This is a genomic window from Cognatundibacterium luofuense, from assembly GCF_018139685.1.
In the GTDB taxonomy this organism is placed as follows: Bacteria; Pseudomonadota; Gammaproteobacteria; order Burkholderiales; family Burkholderiaceae_D; genus Undibacterium; species Undibacterium luofuense.
Map to the genome: position 1 here is coordinate 1 of NZ_JAGSPN010000219.1, position 398 is coordinate 398.

General features: G+C 44.2%; 1 protein-coding gene. It reads left to right on the forward strand.

Annotated elements, in window-relative coordinates; translation table 11 throughout:
- Positions 1-260: SGNH/GDSL hydrolase family protein (locus tag KDM89_RS20110; protein WP_463322637.1), on the forward strand; the 260-nt coding region annotated here is incomplete at its 5' end.
- Positions 261-398: the final 138 nt, after the last annotated feature.

The window sequence follows — 398 nt, forward strand, 5'->3', positions numbered from 1 at the left end:
TGGCTGAATTTCCAGCTTTACCTGCTCCGTTACGCCAGGTGCTCGGCTACAAGGCAGCAAGTCTGGATCGTGTTGTGGCTGAGCTGGTTGCTTGCTCCTTACAGACATCGCCACAACTGTGCCATGTTGCCATGCCTGTCATGCGCGATAAGCGCTGTATGGCGATTGATGGCTACCATCCTTCCGCGGTGGGCGCAGCGCTGTGGGCGGAGCAATTACTCACAATGTATGTAGGGAAACACAAAAATCTGTGTTCGTGAATGTTACTTATGCACAGTCTGTCAAGCACAAATTTTAAGCAATTTAAATTTGCAAAATTAGTTAACGTAAATAAAGTCAATGAAATCATATAGTTATGCGGATTATTTAATAACCATGATGATAAAATCGAAGTAAAC